Below are 17,553 nucleotides of genomic sequence, written 5' to 3'. Positions count from 1 at the left end.
CACTCCGATCTTTACTGTTCACAGAAAAAACGAACCCTTTATAAGGTTCGCACCAACTAATTTTTTATACATATACTATTATTACGCTTCTAAACGAATCATTTCAAGTCTTAACACTTCTAACTTTTGTACACACTCTTCTTTTTTCTGTTTATCATCTTCCATCATCGCATCATATAAAGTTGCTAATTCATAATCTAGCTCCAAACGTAGCACCGGTATTCTCTTTTCGGCATCTGTTCTCTTTAACGCATTAATCACCTGTCTCATATTATTTGCCTCCTCCCAATATTCGTCTGCCCTCGGACTAGAATTAATTCAATTTTCTGATTTTTTGTTTTATACTATACTATGTTGGATAAATCATCTATGCAACAAAATTATATTTTTTTATTTAAATTTTTTTGTGCTGTTTTTTTTATGAATAGTACAAGCTATGCTAAAATAAAAGCAAAATAGGAGTTGGAGGAACAATCATGACAATACAAACATTCAAGTCAACTGATTTTGATGTCTTTACAGTTGATGGTCTCGAAGAACGAATGAGTGCAATTAAAACGAACATTCATCCTAAGCTAGAAGCTTTAGGGGAACAATTTGCAGAATACTTATCCCAACACACTGATGAGAACTTTTTTTATCATGTTGCAAAACACGCACGTCGCAAAGTCAATCCACCAAACGATACTTGGGTTGCTTTTTCAACAAATAAACGAGGATATAAAATGCTACCGCATTTCCAAATCGGCTTATGGGGTACTCATGCCTTCATATACTTTGGTTTAATCTATGAGTGTCCACAAAAAGTTGAGACGGCTCATGCCTTCTTAGAACATTTAAATGATTTAAAAACAAATATTCCAAATGACTTCGTTTGGTCCATTGACCATACTAAACCAAGTGTGAAATTACATAAAACACTTGAAACCGAAGACTTACAAAAGATGATTGAACGACTAGCTACTGTAAAAAAAGCAGAATTATTAGTTGGTATTCATATATCACCAGAGGAGTTTTCAGCAATGACCAACGAACAATTCCTTGCTAAGATTGAATCTACGATGCAATCACTCCTTCCTTTATATGCACTTTGTAATCGATAGTAGAAAACGGACAATTTATATTGTCCGTTTTTAGTTGTTATCACATTATATCACTTCAGTTTTTATTTTTCAAAATATTTTTTACATTTTTACAAGCTTTTGTTCTTCGACTTCCTTTGCTCTTTGAATAGCACGATATATAGAGTATCCACTTACTTCTTGAAACTCTTTATCAATTTTCTTTTCTTCTGCTTTCGATGGAACAATCTCTTTAAAACGACGATATAAACCCATTAATTCTTCTCTTATAATTCCTTTTTCATAAGCTTTCTCAATTGCTTCATAAAACTTCACAATAATAACCATTTCCTCATTTGACCAATCATAATCTAACGGATATTGATATTCCATTTCGCACCTCATTTATCATTTCTTCTTGTTTCATTATGCTATCTTAAAGAGAATATTTTATTCTTCATTATAGCCACTCTGCATTATACACTATTTATTCATTTTAATGGAATTGTCTTCCTCTATTCATTAGTTGAGGCTAACTATTAAACATACTCACCTTAAAAATATTTTTTTCTATACATCTATAATTATTGGTGATATAATGCTTTTGTTTTATAGAAAATAAAGTGAAGCTACCATCTCAAAACCGATTTTTTGAATGGCAGAAAAACAAGCCTCATTCTAAAAAAAGAACTTACCTTTTTTAGAGCAGGATTATATAAAACAAATTATACTAAATATTATGAAGAAGAAGGGGTGTATAGATTGTCCCAATACGAAACACCATTGTTTACCGCTTTAGTTGAGCACAGTAAGCGAAATCCAATTCAATTCCATATTCCTGGTCATAAAAAAGGACAGGGCATGGATCCTACATTTCGCGAATTTATTGGGCATAATGCATTAGCAATTGATTTAATTAATATTGCGCCACTCGATGATTTACATCATCCAAAAGGTATGATTAAAGAAGCACAGGATTTAGCAGCCGCTGCATTCGGTGCAGATCATACTTTCTTTTCTATTCAAGGTACAAGTGGCGCTATTATGACAATGGTGATGAGCGTTTGCGGTCCTGGTGACAAAATCCTAGTACCACGAAACGTGCATAAATCAGTAATGTCAGCTATTATTTTCTCAGGTGCAAAACCGATTTTCATGCATCCTGAAATCGATCCGAAACTCGGTATTTCTCATGGAATCACAATTCAATCTGTCAAAAAAGCACTTGAAGAGCACTCAGATGCAAAGGGCTTACTTGTTATTAACCCAACGTACTTTGGATTTGCTGCAGACTTAGAACAGATTGTACAATTAGCACATTCTTATGACATCCCTGTACTAGTCGACGAGGCTCATGGTGTTCATATTCATTTTCACGATGAATTGCCGATGTCAGCGATGCAAGCTGGTGCAGACATGGCAGCAACAAGTGTTCACAAATTAGGAGGCTCTTTAACTCAAAGTTCTATTCTTAATGTGAAAGAAGGCTTGGTGAATGTAAAACATGTCCAATCTATTATTAGCATGCTTACAACTACATCAACTTCTTACATCTTGTTAGCATCACTTGATGTTGCGAGAAAACGTCTTGCTACAGAAGGAACAGCACTCATAGAACAAACAATACAATTAGCTGAACATGTTCGTGATGCTATAAATTCTATTGAGCATCTTTACTGTCCTGGAAAAGAAATGTTAGGTACAGATGCTACCTTTAACTATGATCCTACAAAGATAATTGTATCTGTAAAAGATTTAGGTATTACCGGCCACCAAGCTGAAGTATGGCTTAGAGAGCAATATAACATTGAAGTAGAACTCTCAGATCTATACAACATACTATGTCTTATCACTTTAGGAGACACAGAAAGTGATACAAATACACTTATTGCAGCATTACAAGATTTAGCAGCAACATTTAGAAATAGGGCAGATAAAGGTGTTCAAGTACAAGTAGAGATTCCAGAAATTCCAGTGCTAGCACTTTCTCCTCGAGATGCTTTTTATTCGGAAACAGAAGTCATTCCATTTGAAAATGCAGCGGGTCGTATTATAGCTGATTTTGTTATGGTTTATCCGCCAGGGATTCCAATCTTTACTCCGGGGGAAATTATTACACAAGAAAACTTAGAGTATATTCGTAAAAACTTAGAAGCAGGTTTACCTGTACAAGGTCCTGAAGATATGACATTACAAACATTACGTGTTATTAAAGAGTACAAGCCTATCAGTTGATAGGCTTTTTTTTCACCTTTTTTCCTTTTCTTCATACGATACTAAAGAATGTAACGTATAGGTGGGGATACTATTATGATTGTAATAGGCCGTTCTATTGTACATCCTTATATTACAAATGAATATGAGCCATTTGCAGCAGAGAAACAACAAATTTTATCAATAATGGCAGGAAATCAAGAAGTTTATTCCTTCCGAACAGCTGATGAACTCAGCTTTGATCTCAATTTACGAGTTAATATTATTATCTCTGCACTAGAACTTTTTCAAAGTGGATTTCAGTTTCGCACATTTCAACAATCCTTTTGCAACCCCCAGTATTGGAAAAGAACATCCCTTGGAGGATTCGAGCTTCTTCCAAACATACCACCTTCTATTGCCATACAAGATATTTTCAAAAACGGAAAACTATATGGAACTGAATGCGCAACCGCTATGATCATTATTTTTTATAAAGCTTTATTATCATTGTATGAGGAAGAAACTTTCAATCGTCTATTTGCAAACCTTTTACTTTATACATGGGACTACGATCAAGATCTAAGACTCATAACAAAAAACGGTGGCGATCTTGTTCCAGGTGACCTCGTTTACTTTAAAAATCCACAAGTGAATCCAGCTACGATTGAGTGGCAAGGAGAAAACACAATCTATTTAGGAAATTTCTTTTTTTACGGACATGGCGTAGGTGTAAAAACAAAAGAAGAAATTATTTATTCATTAAATGAACGACGAGTCCCTTACGCTTTTATTTCAGCTTTCTTGACCGATACTATTACCCGTATAGATAGCCGTATAATGAGCCAATACGCTTCTTCTAGTACACCACAGACATCCATAAGCTTTATTCCAATTAGAGATGATGCAATCGTTGCAACAGTTGGCCATACAACTACAATTTATTAAAAAAGCGCCTACACATGTAGGCGCTTTTTCTTATTATTAAGCTTTTGTATGTTCTTTATGGTCACATTCGCAATGAGATCCACATTTCCCGTATAGTACTGTTGATTTTTCATCTTCAAAATGTCCAATTGTTCCTTCACATACTTGGCATACGATTGTTCCCATTTTCATTTCCCCCTGAGTTTTAATAGTAATCTATTTATCTATCATTAAGCTTTCGCATTATCTTTTCTAGCACAGTCACAATTTGTTCCACATTTTCCGTAAAGTACTGTCGTTTTCTCATCTTCAAAATGTCCGATTGTTCCTTCACATACTTGGCATACGATTGTTCCCATTTTTCATTTCCCCCTAAGTTTATGGTCCTAAAAACTTTTAGCTGTCCATTTCCTATCAATTATTGGGCTTTTGTATGCTCTGTGTGATCACATCCGCAAGATCCACATTTCCCGTAAAGTACCGTTACTTTCTCATCTTCGAAGTGTGCAATTGTACCTTCACAATCTTGACATACGATTGTTCCCATTTTTCATTTCCCCCTAAGTTTATAATCCCAAAAACTTTTTTGTAACCGCTTAACTTTCTGTCTTTATTTTAATATGTTATACTTTTTACGTCAATAGGTTTTTAGTATAACACATTAAATATTTTAAATTTTAATTAGTATGCGATATTAAAATAAAAAACAGCCATATTTATAAGTACGACTGTTTCACATTAATTATTCTTCATATTCCGCATGTAAAGAAGTTGACGGAACTAGAAATTTGAAAAACTGAGCTAACTCCTTCGCTTCCTCTTCTGATCCTAATTTAAAAATCTCCTGTATATATTGAACATTCTCTACATCATCTCTTCCGAGTAAAGTAGACCTTCCTGTTTGCATACAAACAATGAGCGGTTTTCCAAAAAACATATTTGTATAAATAACACCAAAATCATAACGTGTATCATGTGTCATAAACCCTAAAAATCGTACCTTCACACTTTCATGCTCATCATACAATTTTTCAAACATTGGTTTCCACCTTTCTACATCACGTTTCATTAATAGTATATTAAACAAAACATGTAATACTCCTTTTAATTGTCAAAAAATTCAGTAGGATGTAGAATGATAGTATTCTACTAAGTTAGGGGGAACTTATATGCAACACGCCTTTATTACGCTTGTACCAAAATCCAAACAACAATCTGTTTCAATAGATGATATAAAACAACTTTTTCATTATTATAAAACAGTTACTTCTAAAACTGGTGCCCAAATTAATTACACGTATACAAATACCGCTTTTCCTTATGAAATTTTAGATACATCTACAACAACATTAAAACTTCAATCCAATCACGACCGGTATGACTCAATTTATATTGGTGTTGGTATAGAAAATGAACAATTTTTCATCCAAGTTTCTTTACCACCTAATGCAACATATGGTGACAAAGGGAAAGCAAATGAATTTTGCCGTTTTTTAGCGAAGAAATTAGAAGGAGAGTTACAATTATTTAATGGAAGAACAATGTATTTTTATAAACGTTAATTTAAAAAATAAATAATACGATTAAAAATAGTATACAATTCGAACATGTAAGAAATAACGCTTGCTTTCTTACGTGTAATACAAAATACGCTATTACATAGGCTAAATACAGGAATACGAAAAAAAGAATAACTTTATAATGAAACTTATCACCATTCGATAATGTTAATACAGTGGAAAAGCCACTCCATAGTAGTAAATGATAAAATATAACATGTAATATTTTCATGGAACCTTCTCCTTTGACATGCTCTATTTTATTAATATATGGGGTTAAGTTTGAATCAATTACATATTATAGGATGATATATATTACCTTTGAAGTAAGTTACGCCTAAATCATTTGTTAAAGTATTATATATTCATTCGACAAGTACGTTTAAAGACCTTGCAAGTCATTTGATGAAAATAAAAATAGCCCCTCTCTTACAATAAGAGAGGGGCTATTTACATTACTTAAATTATTTTACAATGTGAATTGGCATTCCAAGAGCAACTTCAGCTGCTTCCATTGTGATTTCACCTAATGTTGGGTGAGCATGGATTGTTTGAGCGATATCTTCAGCTGTCATTCCAGCTTCGATAGCTAAACCAATCTCAGAGATAATATCAGAAGCACCTGCACCTGCAACTTGAGCACCTACAAGAAGACCATCTTCTTTACGTGTTACAAGTTGTAGGAAACCGTCAGTGCTGTTTAATGATAATGCACGACCGTTAGCAGCGAATGGGAACTTAGATACAGTTACAGTCATTCCAGCTTCTTCAGCTTGTTTTTTAGTGTAACCAACAGATGCTAATTCTGGATCAGTGAAGCATACTGCAGGAATTCCGATGTAATCGATAGCTGATGCATGGCCACTAATTGCTTCTACAGCTACTTTACCTTCGTAAGAAGCTTTGTGAGCTAATGGTGGTCCAGGAACGATATCACCGATTGCATAGATGTTTGGTACATTTGTACGACATTGCTCATCGATTTCGATGATGCCGCGGTCAGTCATTTTAACTCCAACTTGCTCAAGACCGATTTCTTGAGTGTTTGGACGACGACCTACAGTTACTAATACGTAATCTGCTTCTACAGTTTGGATTTCACCTTTAACTTCAAAGCTAACTTTTACGCCAGTTTCTGTTTCTTCAACGCCTTTAGCCATAGCTTTTGTATGGATATTTACGTTACCTTTTTTCTGTAGAGCACGTTTAACAACAGAGCTCATAGCTTTTTCGAAACCAGCTAAGATTTCGTCGCCAGCTTCTACTACAGTAACTTCTGTACCGAAGTTAGCATATGCAGTACCTAATTCCATACCGATGTAACCGCCACCGATTACAACAAGTTTTTTAGGAATTTCAGGTAAGCTTAAAGCACCTGTAGAGTTGATAACACGTTTAGAGTATTTGAATCCTGGAATTTCGATTGGTGTAGAACCAGTTGCAAGAACAGCATTTTTAAACGTATAAGTTTGAGCTGCATCTTCAGTCATAACGCGTAATGTATTAGCATCTACGAAGTAAGCTTCACCGCGAATGATTTCAACTTTGTTACCTTTAAGAAGGCCTTCAACACCGCCAGTTAATTTCTTAACTACGCCGTTTTTCCATTCTTGAACTTTTGTAAAGTCAACTTTTACGTTCTCTGCAGTGATACCCATGTCATCAGAATGCATTGCATTCTCATAACGATGACCTGCATTGATTAACGCTTTTGAAGGAATACATCCAACGTTTAAGCATACGCCACCAAGGTTAGCTTTTTCAATGATTGCTACCTTTTGACCTAATTGTGCTGCACGAATTGCCGCAACGTATCCACCAGGACCTGCACCAACAACGACTGTATCTAATTCAATTGGGAAATCTCCTACTACCATTGTTATTACGCCTCCATTACTAATAATTGTGGGTCATTCAATAGACGTTTAATTTGGTTTAACGCTTTTTGAGCAGTTGCGCCGTCAATTAAACGATGGTCAAAGCTTAGAGATAATGCTAATACTGGAGCTGCAACGATCTCACCATTTTTCACAACTGGTTTTTCAGCGATACGGCCGATACCAAGGATTGCTACTTCTGGGTGATTGATAACTGGAGTGAACCATTGTCCACCTGCAGAACCAATGTTTGTAATTGTGCAAGAAGCACCTTTCATTTCAGTTGGAGCTAGACGACCTTCACGTGCTTTACCAGCAAGATCATTGATCTCGTTAGAAATAGTGAAGATAGACTTACGATCTGTATCTTTAACAACTGGTACTAATAGACCTTTGTCTGTATCAGCTGCGATACCGATGTTGAAGTAATGTTTATGAACTACTTCTTGAGATGCATCGTCTAAAGAAGTGTTTAACATTGGGTATTCACGTAATGCAGATGTTAAAGCTTTAACAACGTATGGAAGGTAAGTTAATTTAATACCTTTGTCAGCTGCTACTGCTTTGAACTTCTTACGGTGAGCAACAAGCTCAGTTACATCAACTTCATCCATTAATGTTACGTGAGGAGCTGTATGCTTAGAGTTAACCATTGCTTTCGCAATCGCTTTACGGATACCACTCATTTTCTCACGAGTTTCTGGATATTCACCAGCTGGAATTGGTTGTGCTTTTGGTGCTTCTTCTTTCGCTGCTGCTGGAGTAGCTTCTACTGCTGCTGGAGCCTCAGTTGCTGCTACAGTTTGTCCACCATTTGCAAATGCATCGATGTCAGCTTTTACGATACGGCCGTTCTTACCAGTACCAGCTACTTTATGAATGTCTACACCTTTTTCACGAGCGTATTTACGAACAGATGGCATAGCGATTACGCGCTCATTTACTACTTCTGCAGTTGCTGCTGGAGTAGCTTCCGCTGCTGGAGCTTCTACTGCTGCTTCTTCAGCTTTTGGAGCTTCATCATGATCGTCACCTTTAAATTTAAGGTTTTCGTATCCAGGAGCATCAAATTTAATTAATGTATCTCCTACGATTGCAACTGTTCCTTCTTCTACAAGTACTTCAAGTACTTTACCTTTAACAGGAGAAGGGATTTCTACTACTGCTTTATCATTTTGCACTTCAAGAAGTACATCGTCTTCATTTACTTCATCGCCTGGTTTAATAAACCATTTTACGATTTCACCTTCGTGGATACCTTCACCGATATCTGGTAGTTTAAATTCAAATGCCACGGAATTCAGCCCCCTGATTCATTTCATTATTATGGAATATGTACAAAAGAAACCAGCATGTGCTGATTTCTTTTGCACATGAAAAACTAAAAATTAGAAGTTCATTACTTTGTTTACAGCTTCAACAATATCCTTGTGGTTTGGTAACCATACGCTCTCTGCTTGAGAGAATGGGAATACTGTATCAGCAGCTGCAACACGTACAACTGGCGCTTCTAAGTTTAAGATTGCACGGTCGTTAATTTCCGCTACAACGTTAGCTGCAATACCAGCTTGTTTTTGAGCTTCTTGAACTACAACTACGCGACCTGTTTTTTCAACAGAAGCGATGATTGTTTCGATATCTAATGGTTGAACTGTACGTAAGTCAACAACCTCTAAAGAGATACCTTCTTTTTCAAGTTCTTCAGCAGCTTTTAATGCAGCGTGAACCATAGCACCGTAAGCGATAACAGATACATCTGTACCTTCACGTTTGATATCAGCTTTACCTAAATCAATTGTGTATTCGCCTTCTGGTACATCTTGACGGAATGAACGGTACAATTTCATATGCTCTAAGTAGATAACTGGATCGTTGTCACGAATCGCAGAGATTAAAAGACCTTTAGCATCGTATGGAGTAGATGGAATAACAACTTTTAGACCAGGTTGTTGAGCCACTAATCCTTCTAAGCTATCAGCATGTAGTTCAGGAGTATGAACACCACCACCGAATGGAGAACGAACTGTTACTGGAGCAGTCCAACGTCCACCAGAACGGTAACGCATACGAGCCAATTGACCAGAAATTGAATCCATTACTTCAAAAACGAAACCGAAGAATTGGATTTCTGGAACTGGACGGAATCCTTCAAGTGCAAGACCAACTGCAAGTCCACCAATACCAGACTCTGCAAGTGGAGTATCCATTACACGATCTTCACCAAATTCAGCTTGTAAACCTTCAGTAGCACGGAATACACCACCGTTTACACCAACGTCTTCACCAAATACAAGTACGTTAGGATCATTTTTCATTTCAACGCGTAAAGCATCAGTGATTGCTTGAATCATTGTCATTTGAGCCATGGCTTACTTCGACTCCTTTTCTTTGTAAATTTCATATTGTTCAGCTAAGTTGTAAGGCATTTTTTCGTACATGATTTCCATTAAATCAGTTACTTTTTGTTTTGGAGCTTGGTCAGCCTTAGCAATTGCTTGTTTGATATCTTCTTTTGCTTCTTCGATTACTGTCTCTTCAACTTCTTGAGACCATAGGCCTTTAGCTTCTAAGAACTTACGGAAGCGTACGATTGGGTCTTTTTGTTCCCATTCGTTTTCGATATCTTTCGTACGGTAACGAGTTGGGTCATCACCAGCCATTGTATGTGGACCGTAACGGAATGTTAAAGTCTCGATTAAAGTAGGGCCTTCGCCATTTACTGCGCGCTCACGAGCGAAAGCAGTTGCTGCGTATACAGCTAATGGATCCATACCGTCTACTTGAATTCCGTAAATACCTGCTGCTACTGCTTTTTGTGCTACAGTTTTAGCTGCAGATTGCTTTTCTACTGGAGTAGAAATTGCATAACGGTTGTTTTGAACAACGAAGATTGCTGGAGCTTTGAATGCACCTGCAAAGTTCATACCTTCGTAGAAGTCACCTTGTGAAGCACCACCGTCACCAGTGTAAGTAATTGCAACAGATTTTTTACCACGTAGTTTCATACCTAACGCAACACCAGCAGTTTGGATGATTTGCGCACCGATAATGATTTGTGGAGCTAATGCATTTACATTCTCAGGCATTTGGTTACCCATGAAGTGTCCACGAGAGAATAAGAATGCTTGGTATAATGGTAATCCGTGCCATACTAATTGTGGTACATCACGGTACCCTGGTAAGATGAAGTCTTCTGCTTCAAGTGCGAAATGACTCGCTAATTGAGAAGCTTCTTGTCCAGCTGTAGGTGCGTAGAAACCTAAACGTCCTTGACGGTTTAAAGAAATAGAACGTTGATCTAATACGCGTGTATACACCATACGACGCATTAATTCTTTTAATTGATCATCAGATAATTCAGGCATAGCTGCTTCATTCACAACTTCACCGTTTTCATTTAAAATTTGTAATGTTTCAAATTGAGCTGCGATAGCTTTCATTTGCTCATCAACATTAAATAGGGTCTTTTTTGTTTTAGTACCCATTCCGTTCACCTCTTCCTCTCTTGAACCATATTCTGAAACGCTTTCACTGGCTATTTTCCAGTTTAAAAAGCGCAACGATGTAAACCAACATGTTTGTCTGTCGGTTGAGAATAATTTTGTGTACCTAACAATCTGTACTAATGTTTTTTCAGAAACATATTAATACAATCTTGATCACGTTTTTTAGTTTACAACTATTCTAATTACGATGTCAATTACTTTGAATACGTTTTTTTATAAATAATATGCAGGTTTCTACTACACAAACGTGTTTTTATTTTTTACATCTGTATTAGTAAGCATTGACCTACTGTTATATTATTCCCTTTTTCACTTATTTTTTCTCTTAGAATAATATGTAAACGATTTAATTCTCTTTAGTTTTTCTCTCTTCGTAACAAAAATATACAAACTACTCTTCCTTTTTTAGGTAAATACCTATACATTTCCACCCCCTCTTCCATACATTATAGTAACCGCAGTATTAGCGGGAAATGATAAAGGAGGTCATCTCATGTACGGATACTCATATTGCTATCCAACTTGTTCATATCCTTCCTACGGTTATGGCGGTTCTTGTGGCGGGTCTGGACGCGGCTTCGCCTTAATCGTTGTGTTGTTTATTCTTTTAATTATCGTTGGTGCTGCTTGCATTCGCTAATGTAAAACGAAACAACTATGGAAAGAAAAAGACGGCTTTGCCGTCTTTTTCTGTTTATCACATACATAACTACTCTATAATAGAAAGATTTCCAAAATGCCTACCCTTTCTTGCCGATGACTTTTTCCCTCTCCTTTGGTAGACTAAAGAGGAAAGGAGAGATTACATATGCTTACAATGAAAGATGTTATTCGCGAAGGAGATCCTATTTTGCGCGACGTTGCAGAAGAGGTGTCATTACCGGCAAGCGAAGAAGATACAACTACCTTAAAAGAAATGATTGAATTCGTAATAAATAGCCAAGATCCTGAAATGGCTGAAAAATATAGTTTACGCCCTGGAATCGGATTAGCGGCTCCGCAAATCGGTGTTTCCAAAAAAATGATTGCAGTTCATGTAACCGATGCGGATGGTACATTATATAGCCATGCATTATTCAATCCAAAAATCATTAGCCATTCTGTTGAACGTACATATTTACAGGGTGGTGAAGGCTGTCTATCTGTAGACCGCGAAGTACCCGGTTATGTTCCTCGTTATACAAGAATTACAGTAAAAGCAACTTCTATTAACGGCGAAGAAGTAAAATTGCGTTTAAAAGGTTTACCAGCAATCGTATTCCAACACGAGATTGACCATTTAAATGGCGTTATGTTCTATGACCATATCAATAAAGAAAATCCTTTTGCCGCTCCTGATGATTCCAAACCTCTAGAGCGATAATAATAAAGAGGCGGAAGATTAACTTCCGCCTCTTTATTATGAAATGGGTTCCATATTCACTTATAGCAATCCAGCCCACTTTAGTCCATGATATATACCGTCTTCACTAACATCCTTTGTCACATGATTTGCAAGTTTTTTCAAGTCTTCATGGCCATTTCCCATCACAATACCTGTGCCAACGGCTTCGATCATTTCTAAATCATTTAAACCATCTCCAAATGCATACACTTGATCACGATTAAAACCTAACTTTTCAATGTATTTCTCAATTCCTTTTGCCTTAGAACCACCATTCGGAATGATATCCATTGAATATGCATGCCAACGAATAAAATGAAAATCTGGATAATGATTAATAAACTTTTCCTCTTCATTTACTTCACAAAAAAGTAGTGTTTGATAAATATTACGTTCCTCATAAAAATTAGGCTCATATGGTGGATGCTCAAAGTTTAAGCTTCCAAAGCCTTCTTTCACATAATCATGATATTCCACTGATGCTCTCATATCTTGATGGTCAAGATATACAAGTGGATATCCTTCTTGTTTTGCAAACTGAGTAAACTTATGTAAAGCATCTGGATGTAACGGATTATTAAATATTACCTCATCTTCAAAGACAACGTATTGTCCATTAAAACTAACATAATTATGTATATCAAGTTCCTTACGAATATCTTCGAACATAAATGGCGCGCGCCCTGTCGCAATTGCTACATGTACACCTTTTTCTTGTAACTGTTTTACTGCATCTCGTGTAGATTGTGGAATTTTTTTATCATGATCTAATAATGTTCCATCAATATCAAAAAAGACAATTTTATCATTCATTTGTCAAAATCCTTTCTGGCACTCTATATTCCTATTTTGAATATCACTTTTCAAATTCTAAAAAAAAGTATAACATATTAAACATCTGTGAAGAAAGCGTTCCCTTTCTGACCTTATTTGTAAACTTTGCATATATATATTAGTAAAACATGTGGATACTTGTTCGGATGAATTTTCTTTTCCATTCTTCCTCATACTATACCTATAACTAACGGCTACTAATCGTTACTATAGAATAACTTTCACTGTATGGGAAAGGACAAGACTCACCATTCACTTTTGTCCTATCTCTTATATCAGAGATAGAATTTTCACTAGTAATATGCATGTTTAAAATAAGGAAAGGAAGGAGTAATCATGCTGAAGAAGCTGAAGAAAAAGCTCAAGCGTTATTTAAACGGTCTAGTCCGTAAAAAGACAATCGCTTAAATTGTGCCCATTTCGGGCTTTTTCTTCATTCTCATTCGAAAAAACATGAAAATCGTGACTGTTTGCTTTATAATAAGTAACAGATAATGCAAAACATAGACAAGGAGAGGTTTTCCAAATGATTTTTAAAGTATTTTATCAAGAAAAATTAACTGAGGTTCCAGTACGTGAAAATACAAAAGTTTTATATTTAGAGGCTACGTCTGAAAAGGATGTTCGTACAAAATTAAATAAGTTCGCATATAATATCGAGTTTGTTCAGTCTGTTACTGGCGCTCATCTTGAATATGAAAAAGAAAACGCTGATTTAACATTAGCGGAAATCGTATAGCGATATGAAATTTCTAAAAAACGACCAAGTTGCTGTATTTGCTCTCGGTGGGCTTGGTGAAATCGGTAAAAATACATACGCTGTTCAATTTCAAGATGAAATTATTATAATTGATGCTGGAATTAAATTTCCAGAGGACGAACTTCTCGGAATCGATTATGTAATACCAGACTACACTTATTTTGTGCGAAACGAAGATAAAATTAAAGGGTTATTCATTACACATGGTCACGAAGATCATATCGGCGGAATCCCTTACCTATTACGTCAAGTGAACATCCCGATTTACGGCGGAAAATTAGCAATTGCACTCATCAAAAACAAATTGGAAGAACACGGCTTACTTCGTAAAGCAAAACTTTACGAAATTCAAGAAGATGACGTTATTAAATTCAAAAAAACGTCTGTATCCTTCTTCCGTACAACTCACAGTATTCCAGATTCGTACGGCGTTGTTGTGAAAACACCTCAAGGTCAAGTTGTTCATACAGGTGATTTCAAATTTGATTTCACACCAGTTGGTGAACCAGCTGATTTAACAAAAATGGCTGAAATCGGTAAAGATGGCGTGCTATGTCTATTATCTGATAGTACGAACAGTGAAGTTCCAAACTTTACTATGTCTGAGCGTCGCGTTGGTGATAGCATTCAAGACATTTTCCGTAAAGTAGACGGACGGATTATATTCGCAACCTTTGCATCAAATATTCACCGCTTACAACAAGTTATTGAAGCTGCTGTTGAAAACAACCGTAAAGTAGCTGTGTTTGGTCGAAGTATGGAAGCAGCGATTGAAATCGGACAAAACCTTGGTTATATTCGTTGCCCGAAAGATACATTCATAGATGCATCTCAACTAAACCGTTTACCAGCTAATAAAGTTGTTATTTTATGTACAGGTAGTCAAGGTGAACCGATGGCAGCACTTTCACGTATTGCAAACGGTACACACCGCCAAATTCAAATTATTCCTGGAGATACAGTTGTTTTCTCTTCTTCACCAATTCCAGGAAATACAATTAGCGTAAGTCGTACAATTAACATGTTGTACCGCGCTGGCGCTGATGTAATTCACGGGAAACTTTCAAATATCCATACAAGTGGACACGGTGGACAAGAAGAACAAAAGTTAATGTTACGTCTAATTAAACCGAAGTACTTCATGCCAATTCATGGTGAATATCGTATGCAGCGTATGCACATGAACATAGCAAATGATTGTGGTATCCCTGAAGAAAATTGCTTCATTATGGATAATGGCGATGTTCTTGCTTTACGTTCTGATGAAGCTAGCGTAGCTGGAAAAATCCCATCTGGTTCGGTCTACATTGATGGAAACGGTATTGGGGATATCGGCAATATCGTATTACGAGATCGTCGTATCCTTTCTGAAGAAGGACTTGTAATTGTAGTTGTAAGCATTGATATGAAAGAATTTAAAGTTGCAGCAGGACCTGATATCATCTCACGCGGTTTCGTTTACATGCGTGAAAGCAGCGATTTAATCAATGATGCACAAACATTAATTACAACTCATTTAGAAAAAGTAATGGAGCGTAAAACAACACAATGGTCTGAAATTAAAAATGAAATTACAGACACATTAGCTCCATTCCTATATGAGAAAACGAAACGCCGTCCAATGATTTTACCAATCATTATGGAAATATAAGAAAAAGGACAATGCTATGAAGGCATTGTCCTTTTCTTTTCTCTTATCTTAAAAAGTGTTTAAATCGATCCACTTCATCGTCATGACCAATGACAATTAATATATCTCCTGCTTGAATATTCTCCGTAGCCCGAGGGGATACGATAACTTCTTTACCTCGTTTAATTGCTACAATATTCAATCCAAACTTCGCACGAATATCTAATTCAATTAAAGAGTGCCCATCAATTTTTTTATTCGCAATAATCTCTACAATACTATGCTCATCTGAAAGCTCAAGGTAGTCTAACACATTGCTTGATGCAATATTATTAGCAATCCTTTTTCCCATATCACGTTCTGGATGCACAATATGATCTGCACCTATTTTACTTAACACTTTTTCATGATAATCATTTTGAGCTTTTACAGTAATATTTTTTACACCCAATTCTTTCAAAATCAAAGTAGTTAGAATACTTGAATTTAAATTATCTCCAATAGCAACGACTACGTGATCAAAATTTCGAATACCAAGGCTTTTTAATACCATCTCATCTGTTGAATCTGCAATTACAGCATGCGAAGCTATATTTGCAAATTCATTAATTTTATCCTCATCTGAGTCGATTGCCATTACTTCCATACCTAATTGAGCTAGTTCTCGGCAAATACTTCCACCAAAGCGACCAAGTCCAATGACAGCAAATTCTTTTTCTTTCTCACCCACAGGAATTCCTCCAATAACTTCAAGTACTATTTATTTTCAGTGTAACACACTTTATATGCGTCACAAAAACTGTAATTAGCTCTTATTTTTGTTTTTGTATATAAAAATATTGTTGCAAGTAAAAAGCGATACCAACAAGTAACATAGCAAATACAAATATATTTCCAAACGAACTAAATGTTTCAAAAACGAATAATAATGTTTCTTGACCAAAAAAGGCAAATAGAAGCTGTATGAATGCAAATAACAACGCCCATATGTAATGATGTTGATGGAATAAATAATGCGTTGCACCTAAAAAAGCAATAAACGAAAAGATAAAGATCCACCAATTTTCTAAAAATAGTTGCCAACTAGAAAATTGATATCCATTTACTAATATCGCAATAAGCGCGATAACTGCCATCGTCGGCACACTCCAAAATAATGCCCGTCCTCTAAAGAAACGAGTGCCTTTAACATCACCTTTTTCATGTGCAATATATGTTAGTACTACTGTGCTTATATACAAAACAGAAAGAATTGTTAAAACGATAATAAGCCAAAAATGTAATTGATAATATTCATGTTCTATATTTGTCACGATTGCAGCTAACATGCATGGAATTAACATTCCCGTCCAACCATCTACTTTTCTTTCATTCCAAAAGACCGTATTACCAATCCTTATTCCTAACAACATAAAAATAATGATACCCAATACAAATAACGTAGTTTTATTCCCTACTAAACTCGTTGAGAAAGCAATTAATCCAATAAATAAAAAGAGCACAAACCCATTCATAATTTCTAGTACAGGTGATAAATATCTCTTCACCCATTTGTATGTTTCGTCATATTCATTATTATCTACTAAACGATAGGCATAAAAACTTATCCCAAAATAAACCGCCGCAATAATAACATACGCATATAAGACGAAACATAAAATCGCACTGCTAATTTGCACGTAATTCCCCACCCTTTTTTCTATGTTTCACATTGATTTTACACACTTTTCATACTAAAAGTAAACATATATAAGTTAGTCAAATAATTAATAATGAGCAGTGGCTAAAAACCCCCTGCTCATTATTAAAACAGTCCAATTAA

Annotated in this window: 22 protein-coding genes; 8 read left to right on the top strand and 14 right to left on the bottom strand. The window is 35.8% G+C overall.

From position 1 onward, the window contains the following. Positions 1–81 precede the first annotated feature (81 nt). Positions 82–270 (bottom strand): hypothetical protein, encoded by a 189-nt coding sequence (locus tag BM089_RS13945; protein ID WP_001250164.1) that lies wholly within the window; start codon positions 268–270, stop codon positions 82–84. Between the two features lie 206 nt (positions 271–476). On the opposite strand from BM089_RS13945, the gene BM089_RS13940 reads away from it, so the two are divergent. Then, positions 477–1,103 carry a YktB family protein gene (locus tag BM089_RS13940; protein WP_000155318.1) on the top strand — a complete coding sequence of 209 codons (627 nt, stop codon included), beginning with the start codon at positions 477–479 and terminating at the stop codon, positions 1,101–1,103. 81 nt (positions 1,104–1,184) lie between these two features. On the opposite strand, the gene BM089_RS13935 is transcribed toward BM089_RS13940, so the two are convergent. Then, positions 1,185–1,454 (bottom strand): UPF0223 family protein, encoded by a 270-nt coding sequence (locus tag BM089_RS13935; RefSeq protein ID WP_000456546.1) that lies wholly within the window; start codon positions 1,452–1,454, stop codon positions 1,185–1,187. 369 nt (positions 1,455–1,823) lie between these two features. Between BM089_RS13935 and speA the strand changes: the two genes are divergently transcribed. Together speA and BM089_RS13925 are read left to right on the top strand one after the other, a co-directional pair. After that, positions 1,824–3,296: an arginine decarboxylase gene (speA, locus tag BM089_RS13930; RefSeq protein ID WP_000084899.1), complete on the top strand. Its 1,473-nt coding sequence runs from the start codon at positions 1,824–1,826 to the stop codon at positions 3,294–3,296. A 75-nt stretch (positions 3,297–3,371) separates the two neighbouring features. Then, on the top strand, positions 3,372–4,202 hold the full coding sequence (locus tag BM089_RS13925) for a protein-glutamine gamma-glutamyltransferase (RefSeq protein WP_000635337.1): 831 nt from the start codon (positions 3,372–3,374) through the stop codon (positions 4,200–4,202). A 36-nt stretch (positions 4,203–4,238) separates the two neighbouring features. Here the strand turns inward: BM089_RS13925 and BM089_RS13920 are convergent, their stop codons facing one another. From BM089_RS13920 to BM089_RS13905, 4 genes are all read right to left on the bottom strand, one after another. Beyond that, a complete protein-coding gene (locus tag BM089_RS13920) occupies positions 4,239–4,367 on the bottom strand; it encodes a GapA-binding peptide SR1P (protein ID WP_000536796.1) in 129 nt (42 codons plus the stop codon). A 44-nt stretch (positions 4,368–4,411) separates the two neighbouring features. Then, positions 4,412–4,540 (bottom strand): GapA-binding peptide SR1P, encoded by a 129-nt coding sequence (locus BM089_RS13915; protein WP_000536803.1) that lies wholly within the window; start codon positions 4,538–4,540, stop codon positions 4,412–4,414. 59 nt (positions 4,541–4,599) lie between these two features. Next, the gene (locus BM089_RS13910) at positions 4,600–4,728 is read right to left on the bottom strand and encodes a GapA-binding peptide SR1P (protein ID WP_000536778.1); all 129 of its coding nucleotides are present in this window, start codon (positions 4,726–4,728) and stop codon (positions 4,600–4,602) included. A gap of 195 nt (positions 4,729–4,923) precedes the next feature. Continuing rightward, entirely contained in the window at positions 4,924–5,220 is a 297-nt protein-coding gene (locus BM089_RS13905) for a DUF3055 domain-containing protein (RefSeq protein ID WP_000462038.1), read from the bottom strand. A 130-nt stretch (positions 5,221–5,350) separates the two neighbouring features. On the opposite strand from BM089_RS13905, the gene BM089_RS13900 reads away from it, so the two are divergent. Then, positions 5,351–5,743 carry a DUF1885 family protein gene (locus tag BM089_RS13900; RefSeq protein ID WP_023522926.1) on the top strand — a complete coding sequence of 131 codons (393 nt, stop codon included), beginning with the start codon at positions 5,351–5,353 and terminating at the stop codon, positions 5,741–5,743. A gap of 1 nt (position 5,744) precedes the next feature. On the opposite strand, the gene BM089_RS13895 is transcribed toward BM089_RS13900, so the two are convergent. The 5 genes from BM089_RS13895 to pdhA all read right to left on the bottom strand — a co-directional run bounded on the left by BM089_RS13895 (position 5,745) and on the right by pdhA (position 11,102). Continuing rightward, on the bottom strand, positions 5,745–5,972 hold the full coding sequence (locus BM089_RS13895) for a hypothetical protein (protein ID WP_000697470.1): 228 nt from the start codon (positions 5,970–5,972) through the stop codon (positions 5,745–5,747). A 232-nt stretch (positions 5,973–6,204) separates the two neighbouring features. After that, complete coding sequence (gene lpdA / locus BM089_RS13890) at positions 6,205–7,617, bottom strand: dihydrolipoyl dehydrogenase (RefSeq protein WP_000260104.1); 1,413 nt, start codon at positions 7,615–7,617, stop codon at positions 6,205–6,207. A gap of 5 nt (positions 7,618–7,622) precedes the next feature. Continuing rightward, the gene (gene pdhC / locus BM089_RS13885; RefSeq protein WP_000863420.1) at positions 7,623–8,912 is read right to left on the bottom strand and encodes a pyruvate dehydrogenase complex dihydrolipoyllysine-residue acetyltransferase; all 1,290 of its coding nucleotides are present in this window, start codon (positions 8,910–8,912) and stop codon (positions 7,623–7,625) included. A gap of 93 nt (positions 8,913–9,005) precedes the next feature. After that, positions 9,006–9,983, bottom strand: a complete 978-nt coding sequence (gene pdhB / locus BM089_RS13880; RefSeq protein ID WP_000068163.1) for a pyruvate dehydrogenase complex E1 component subunit beta — start codon at positions 9,981–9,983, stop codon at positions 9,006–9,008. A 3-nt stretch (positions 9,984–9,986) separates the two neighbouring features. After that, positions 9,987–11,102, bottom strand: coding sequence for a pyruvate dehydrogenase E1 component subunit alpha (gene pdhA / locus BM089_RS13875; RefSeq protein WP_000536895.1), 1,116 nt, complete (start codon positions 11,100–11,102; stop codon positions 9,987–9,989). A gap of 514 nt (positions 11,103–11,616) precedes the next feature. Between pdhA and BM089_RS13870 the strand changes: the two genes are divergently transcribed. Together BM089_RS13870 and def are read left to right on the top strand one after the other, a co-directional pair. Continuing rightward, positions 11,617–11,763 carry a YjcZ family sporulation protein gene (locus tag BM089_RS13870; RefSeq protein WP_000274562.1) on the top strand — a complete coding sequence of 49 codons (147 nt, stop codon included), beginning with the start codon at positions 11,617–11,619 and terminating at the stop codon, positions 11,761–11,763. Between the two features lie 168 nt (positions 11,764–11,931). Beyond that, positions 11,932–12,486, top strand: a complete 555-nt coding sequence (gene def, locus BM089_RS13865) for a peptide deformylase (protein WP_000957039.1) — start codon at positions 11,932–11,934, stop codon at positions 12,484–12,486. Positions 12,487–12,546: 60 nt separating this feature from the next. Here def and BM089_RS13860 read toward each other — a convergent pair whose 3' ends face one another. Beyond that, positions 12,547–13,320, bottom strand: coding sequence for a Cof-type HAD-IIB family hydrolase (locus tag BM089_RS13860; RefSeq protein ID WP_090977163.1), 774 nt, complete (start codon positions 13,318–13,320; stop codon positions 12,547–12,549). Between the two features lie 547 nt (positions 13,321–13,867). Here BM089_RS13860 and BM089_RS13850 point away from each other — a divergent pair. Together BM089_RS13850 and rnjA are read left to right on the top strand one after the other, a co-directional pair. Continuing rightward, positions 13,868–14,080, top strand: coding sequence for a DNA-dependent RNA polymerase subunit epsilon (locus BM089_RS13850; RefSeq protein WP_000576435.1), 213 nt, complete (start codon positions 13,868–13,870; stop codon positions 14,078–14,080). Between the two features lie 4 nt (positions 14,081–14,084). Next, positions 14,085–15,752, top strand: coding sequence for a ribonuclease J1 (rnjA, locus tag BM089_RS13845; protein WP_000670375.1), 1,668 nt, complete (start codon positions 14,085–14,087; stop codon positions 15,750–15,752). Between the two features lie 43 nt (positions 15,753–15,795). Here the strand turns inward: rnjA and BM089_RS13840 are convergent, their stop codons facing one another. Together BM089_RS13840 and BM089_RS13835 are read right to left on the bottom strand one after the other, a co-directional pair. Then, positions 15,796–16,461, bottom strand: a complete 666-nt coding sequence (locus tag BM089_RS13840; protein WP_000504032.1) for a potassium channel family protein — start codon at positions 16,459–16,461, stop codon at positions 15,796–15,798. Between the two features lie 82 nt (positions 16,462–16,543). Beyond that, entirely contained in the window at positions 16,544–17,410 is an 867-nt protein-coding gene (locus BM089_RS13835) for a hypothetical protein (RefSeq protein WP_001167322.1), read from the bottom strand. Between the last annotated feature and the right edge of the window lie 143 nt (positions 17,411–17,553).

The sequence above is a fragment of the Bacillus sp. 5mfcol3.1 genome (assembly GCF_900114335.1).
Lineage (GTDB): Bacteria > Bacillota > Bacilli > Bacillales > Bacillaceae_G > Bacillus_A > Bacillus_A thuringiensis_S.
The sequence above is the reverse complement of the archived record's forward strand: the minus strand, read 5'-3'. Positions and strand labels throughout refer to the sequence as shown.

Bases quoted from the DNA above. Each gene is read 5' to 3' on its own strand.
- rnjA (WP_000670375.1), top strand. From the start codon at position 14,085: ATGAAATTTCTAAAAAACGACCAAGTTGCTGTATTTGCTCTCGGTGGG.
- BM089_RS13895 (WP_000697470.1), bottom strand. From the start codon at position 5,972: ATGAAAATATTACATGTTATATTTTATCATTTACTACTATGGAGTGGC.
- BM089_RS13900 (WP_023522926.1), top strand. From the start codon at position 5,351: ATGCAACACGCCTTTATTACGCTTGTACCAAAATCCAAACAACAATCT.
- BM089_RS13870 (WP_000274562.1), top strand. From the start codon at position 11,617: ATGTACGGATACTCATATTGCTATCCAACTTGTTCATATCCTTCCTAC.
- BM089_RS13940 (WP_000155318.1), top strand. From the start codon at position 477: ATGACAATACAAACATTCAAGTCAACTGATTTTGATGTCTTTACAGTT.
- BM089_RS13920 (WP_000536796.1), bottom strand. From the start codon at position 4,367: ATGGGAACAATCGTATGCCAAGTATGTGAAGGAACAATTGGACATTTT.
- BM089_RS13860 (WP_090977163.1), bottom strand. From the start codon at position 13,320: ATGAATGATAAAATTGTCTTTTTTGATATTGATGGAACATTATTAGAT.
- BM089_RS13910 (WP_000536778.1), bottom strand. From the start codon at position 4,728: ATGGGAACAATCGTATGTCAAGATTGTGAAGGTACAATTGCACACTTC.
- BM089_RS13935 (WP_000456546.1), bottom strand. From the start codon at position 1,454: ATGGAATATCAATATCCGTTAGATTATGATTGGTCAAATGAGGAAATG.
- BM089_RS13915 (WP_000536803.1), bottom strand. From the start codon at position 4,540: ATGGGAACAATCGTATGCCAAGTATGTGAAGGAACAATCGGACATTTT.
- BM089_RS13945 (WP_001250164.1), bottom strand. From the start codon at position 270: ATGAGACAGGTGATTAATGCGTTAAAGAGAACAGATGCCGAAAAGAGA.
- BM089_RS13850 (WP_000576435.1), top strand. From the start codon at position 13,868: ATGATTTTTAAAGTATTTTATCAAGAAAAATTAACTGAGGTTCCAGTA.
- lpdA (WP_000260104.1), bottom strand. From the start codon at position 7,617: ATGGTAGTAGGAGATTTCCCAATTGAATTAGATACAGTCGTTGTTGGT.
- pdhB (WP_000068163.1), bottom strand. From the start codon at position 9,983: ATGGCTCAAATGACAATGATTCAAGCAATCACTGATGCTTTACGCGTT.
- pdhA (WP_000536895.1), bottom strand. From the start codon at position 11,102: ATGGGTACTAAAACAAAAAAGACCCTATTTAATGTTGATGAGCAAATG.
- BM089_RS13925 (WP_000635337.1), top strand. From the start codon at position 3,372: ATGATTGTAATAGGCCGTTCTATTGTACATCCTTATATTACAAATGAA.
- def (WP_000957039.1), top strand. From the start codon at position 11,932: ATGCTTACAATGAAAGATGTTATTCGCGAAGGAGATCCTATTTTGCGC.
- BM089_RS13905 (WP_000462038.1), bottom strand. From the start codon at position 5,220: ATGTTTGAAAAATTGTATGATGAGCATGAAAGTGTGAAGGTACGATTT.